This is a genomic window from Pseudomonas sp. S4_EA_1b (assembly GCF_016307435.1).
Lineage (GTDB): Bacteria > Pseudomonadota > Gammaproteobacteria > Pseudomonadales > Pseudomonadaceae > Aquipseudomonas > Aquipseudomonas rhodesiae.
Map to the genome: position 1 here is coordinate 1 of NZ_JAEILC010000184.1, position 4,980 is coordinate 4,980.

At 64.1% G+C, this 4,980-nt stretch carries 5 protein-coding genes; 3 read left to right on the forward strand and 2 right to left on the reverse strand.

Annotated features, from left to right (window positions below; genetic code table 11):
* Window positions 1-123 precede the first annotated feature (123 nt).
* Together YA0848_RS35180 and YA0848_RS35185 are read right to left on the reverse strand one after the other, a co-directional pair.
* Window positions 124-1,329, reverse strand: a complete 1,206-nt coding sequence (locus YA0848_RS35180) for a DUF1835 domain-containing protein (protein ID WP_169903402.1) — start codon at window positions 1,327-1,329, stop codon at window positions 124-126.
* Window positions 1,330-1,510: 181 nt separating this feature from the next.
* Window positions 1,511-2,587, reverse strand: a complete 1,077-nt coding sequence (locus YA0848_RS35185) for an aldo/keto reductase (protein WP_047882622.1) — start codon at window positions 2,585-2,587, stop codon at window positions 1,511-1,513.
* Window positions 2,588-2,819: 232 nt separating this feature from the next.
* On the opposite strand from YA0848_RS35185, the gene YA0848_RS35190 reads away from it, so the two are divergent.
* The 3 genes from YA0848_RS35190 to YA0848_RS35200 all read left to right on the forward strand — a co-directional run.
* Window positions 2,820-3,452, forward strand: coding sequence for a glutathione S-transferase family protein (locus YA0848_RS35190; RefSeq protein WP_034098988.1), 633 nt, complete (start codon window positions 2,820-2,822; stop codon window positions 3,450-3,452).
* A 9-nt stretch (window positions 3,453-3,461) separates the two neighbouring features.
* Window positions 3,462-4,382, forward strand: coding sequence for a LysR family transcriptional regulator (locus YA0848_RS35195; protein ID WP_169903403.1), 921 nt, complete (start codon window positions 3,462-3,464; stop codon window positions 4,380-4,382).
* On the forward strand, window positions 4,382-4,980 hold a 599-nt coding region (locus tag YA0848_RS35200), incomplete at its 3' end, for a LysR family transcriptional regulator (protein WP_198731577.1). The genes YA0848_RS35195 and YA0848_RS35200, both read left to right, overlap by 1 nt.

Sequence of the window (4,980 nt, forward strand, 5' to 3'; positions counted from 1 at the left end):
GGCTGCAAAGCAGCCCCACTCCAGAGACTGTGTTTTTATCGGGCACACCGAGGGGCTTGGTTTGGGGGCCGCTTCGCGGCCCAGCGCGGGGCAAGCCCGCTCACCACAAAAAAACCCATTTTCTCAGGTCTTCCAGACTGGCCGCAGCGCGTGGTCAATCACCCAGCGCGGCTCGCCGGGGCGGATGCAAGTGCCGCCGACCCAGCGTTCGTGTGAGGCGTGGTCGAGCCAATAGGCTTGGCCGCTGAGCACCTGATGGCCCAGGGGCGTCAGCGTCAGCACGCGACGGGGCCATTCCAGTTGTGTTGCGCTTTCGGTAAGTAACGGTTGCGCGCCATCGATGAGCGGGCGGAGCAGCGCATGGAACATCATGTCGCCCAGAAACGGCAGTGGTTCGCGCTTGGCCATCAGTTCGGCGAATACACGCCCGAAGGGCATGGGCCCGGTGTCGGCGAGGCTGGTCAAGGCCAGGCGCTCGGTCAGCGACAGGCCGTCCTGGGCGCCAGGCAATTCTTGCAACTGACGCAACAAGGCCGGGCCCAGCAAGGGTAGGGCGGGGTGATGGGCGTGTGCCAGTTGCGCCAGTTTGAGCGGTGACGGATCGCAATAGGCCGACCAGGCCTGTTTGGCCAGCTGCACCGCGTCGTCACCGATCAAGCGCCGCTGTGGCCACAGCCAGGCGAGCACGTCCGGGGCCAGTTGGCCGATGCCGATAAAGCGTTCGACGCCTGGAATCTGCGCCACTTCAATCAACTCCAATTGGCGCGGAGCACGGTCCAGGCCGGCCAGGACACGGATCAGGAACAGCTGGTCATACGCGTCCGCTTCGCACCACAACACACTCGGCGTGTCGTCGGCCAGCGCCTGCAATTGCTGGTATTCATCGTCGACCCGGCGCGCCACGGTGGCCAAGTCCAGGGCGAAGGCCTGGCTGATAAAGGCGCTGCGTAGAGCGCGAAACGCCTCGGCGGGCAGGTCGCGTACCGGGCCCATGCACAGCGGGTCGGTGAGCATGCGGAACTGGCCCTGGAACCCGGCCAGTTGCAAGGTGTGGGCGATGTCGCTGCCGCAGCGCCAATGGGTGGTGCGGGCTTCATCACTGGCGTGGAAATCGGGATGGCGCGCGGCAAAGTCGAGGGCGTCGACATGGGCCTTGAGCTTGGGCCAACTGCTGAACCCCAACTGCTTGGCGATCTGCCATTGGGCCTGGGACAAGGTTGCACCGGGGTCTTGGGCTTTGAGATGCGGCAGCAATTCCTTGGCGCGCTTGCGCTGCTGTTCAAGGTTGAGGCGACCATCGGTGGTGGAGGTGACGGGACGTGGCGACATACGAGCTCCTGGGCTTACCTTTTTCCGCTGTCAGGTGGGGAGTCGTAGCAATCGGATGGGTGTTGCGGTGCCCTGGGCGCAGCCCTTTCCGCGGAAGGTGGCGTGGATCGCGCCAGGCCGCAAATATAGGCAGCATGGCAGGCGATTGCAAGGCGGCCCTCGCGCAGAGGGCCGCATTGCCTTACTTGTCCTGGCGCGCGTCCAGAGTCTTGCGGTGTTCGGCCAGGAACGGCTGTTCAGCCGGATCAAAGCGATCGATCCCGGCAGTGAAGCGGTGCCAGTACGGGTATAACGGCTGGCGCCGTGTCACGGCTTCGATGCGGGAGGATTGCGCCTCGGTGAGCTTCAACTCGGTGGCCGCCAGGTTATCGCGCAGGTGTTCCTCGGTGCGCGCGCCGACGATCAACGAGGTGATGCCCGGACGATCCTTGAGCCACGCCAGGCACGTACGCGCCACCGAGACGCCGTGCTCGTCGCCTACCGCGGCGAGGGTTTCGATGATGTCCAGCGCGCGCTCATGATCATGCACGTAGGGTTCCGGCCAGTCGCTGCCCTGGCGGGTATTGGCCGGCGGCTTTTGCCCTCGGCGGGTGGAGCCGGTCAACAGACCTTCGCCCATCGGTCCCCACACCAGGGTGCCAACGTGCTGATCGAGGGCCAGCGGCAGTAACTCGTACTCGGCCTCGCGGGATTCCGGGGTGTAGTAGATCTGTTGCGTGATGGGTTTGAGCATGCCGTGCAACTCGGCTTTGCCCAGGGTTTTCATCATTTGCCAGGCCGTGAAATTGCTGGTGCCGAAATAGCGGATCTTGCCCGAACCCACCAACAAGCGCAGGGCTTCGAGGGTTTCCTCGATGGGCGTCATACCGTCCCAGTTGTGCAGCTGATACAGGTCGATATGGTCGGTGCCCAGGCGCTTCAGACTGGCTTCGCAGGCTCGGATCAAGTGATAGCGCGACGAGCCGGAGTTGTTCGGGTTGTTGTCCACCGGGCTGCGCCCTTTGGTGGCCAGCAGGATATCGTTGCGCTTGTCGCCAAGCGCCTTGCCGACCACTTCCTCGGCCAAGCCATGGGAATAGAGGTCGGCGGTGTCGACCATGTTTACCCCGGCGTCGAACGCGATGTCGAACATGCGCCTGGCCTGGGGCACGTCGACGCTGCCGCATTTCTCAAACTCGGCGCGGCCGCCAAACGGTACGGTGCCCAGGATGATTTCGGATACCAGCAGACCCGAATGGCCCAGTTGTCGATACTGCATGTCGCCTCCTGCTAAACGTTGAACGTGAAGTTCTGAGCCATGCAGTTGGCGATAGTTTGAATTTTTTCCATGAAACCTCGATGCGCCTGCTGCACCTGGCTGCCGGATATATGTGGATGGGCATTGTTTCGCCAGCTGAAATGCTCGATTGTGAACCGTGGTGATTCCATCGGTGGCAGCAGCGCTGGAAGATGGTCAGCGCTGCCTACCCACTACTTTTTTGGAGCCTGTCATGTCTCAGCCTGCGATCAAACTCTACGGTTTTCCGTTGTCCGGCCACTCCCATCGAGTCGAGCTGATGTTGTCGCTGTTGGGGCTGCCCAGTGAATTTATCCTGGTCGACCTCAAGCAAGGCGCGCATAAAAGCGCGGCGTTTCTGGCCAACATCAACAGTTTCGGTCAGGTGCCGGCCATCGATGACGGCGGCGTGGTGCTGGCCGATTCCAATGCCATCCTGGTGTACCTGGCGAGCCGGTACGGCAACGGCCAATGGCTGCCGAGTGACCCGGTGGGGCAGGCGCGGGTCCAGCGCTGGCTGTCGGCCGCCGCCGGGCCGCTGCACGCAGGGCCTGCCACCGCGCGGCTGGCGGTGGTGTTTGGCGCCGATGTGGATGCGCCGTTGGCCATCAGCCGGGCTCATGGGTTGTTGAGCCTGTTGGAGCAGCAACTGAGTCAGACACCGTTTTTGGTGGGCGAGCAGCCGAGCATTGCCGATGTGGCGTTCTACAGTTACGTGGCCCACGCGCCGGAAGGCAATGTGTCGTTGGCCGACTACCCTCAGGTACGCGCCTGGTTGGGGCGCATCGAAGCCCTGCCGGGTTTTGTCGGTATGCCGCGCACAGCCGTCGGTTTGCAATCGAGCTAGGGAGCGTCAATGGACCGATTTCATGAAATGCAGGTGTTTCTGGCGGTGGCCGAGGAGCAGGGCTTCGCTGCGGCAGCACGGCGGTTAAATACGTCGCCCCCCAGCGTGACCCGTGCCATCGCCGCGATGGAACAACGCCTCGGCACACAGCTGCTGGCGCGCACCACCCGCAGCCTGCACCTGACTGAAGCCGGCCAGCGTTATTTGGAAGATTGCCGACGCATCCTCGCCGAGTTGGACGAGGCCGAGGAGGCGGCGGCGGGCAGTTACGCCAGCCCCTGGGGCCACCTGACGGTGACCGCCCCGGTGCTGTTCGGCGAGCTGTATGTGGCGCCGCTGCTGGGCGAATACCTCGACCGATTCCCCCAGGTGACGATCAACGCGCTGCTGGTCGATCGTGTGGTGAACATGGCCGATGAAGGTGTCGACGTGGCCGTGCGTATCGGCCATCTGCATGAGCCGGGGCAGCAGGCGCTAAAAGTCGGCGAAGTGCGCCGCGTGGTGTGTGCTGCGCCGGGCTATCTGGAGCGGCATGGCCGGCCCGAACATCCCGGGCAGTTGCGCGAGGCTACGATTGCCACCTCGTCCGCCAGCCAAGTGGTCAGCGAATGGCAATTCGTCGACGACGGTCGCTCGCTGACGGTGCCGATTACTCCACGCCTGGTGGTCTCGGCGAATAACGCGGCGATCCACCTGGCGCGCCTAGGTTGGGGGATGACGCGGGTGCTGTCGTATCAGGTCGCTGCGGCGGTCGCGGCCGGTGAGCTGGAGATTGTGCTGGACGCCTTCGAGCCGCCGCCGCTGCCGATCCAGGTGGTGTTCCACAACCGTGGGCGCGTGCCGGTCAGGGTCAACACCTTTGTCGACTTTCTCAGTCAGCGCCTGAGCCAGGATGCTGCGTTGAACCCGTCCGACCGGCACTCGCTTTGATGGAGCGTTATCGCGATATGCAGTTGTTCGCCGCGCTGGCTGGGCAACCGAGCCTGGCGTCGGCGGCGCGCGCTGCACGGGTGTCCGGCCCGACCTTGGTGCGCGCCATTGCCCGTTTGGAGGCGCGCCTGCGCGTGGCGTTGTTGCAGCGCAGCACCCGCGGCGTCAGCCTCACCACTGCCGGCGCTGCCTACCTGGCCGATTGCGTACGGTTGCTGGCCGCCGTCGACGCCGCCGAAGCCTCGGCCAAGGGCTTGCAGATGCAGGTTCAGGGCAGCCTGCGGGTGTGTTTGCCGTTACTGTTCAGCCGCTACGTGATGGCGCCGGTATTGGCCGACTATTTGGCGCACTACCGCGACATGCGCTTGCTGGTGCGCTATCAGGACCCTCACCCTAACCTGTACGAGGAGGGGCTGGATGTGGCGATCCTGGTGGGCGAATTGCCCAACTCAGCGCTGATCGCGCGTCCTTTGGGCCAGGTGCGACCCATTCTGTGCGCAAGCCCCGATTACCTGGCTGCCCACGGTGAACGCACCCACCCCCATGCACACAACGAGCAACCGATGATCGGCAGGCCCGCCGCTTATGAACCCTTCCC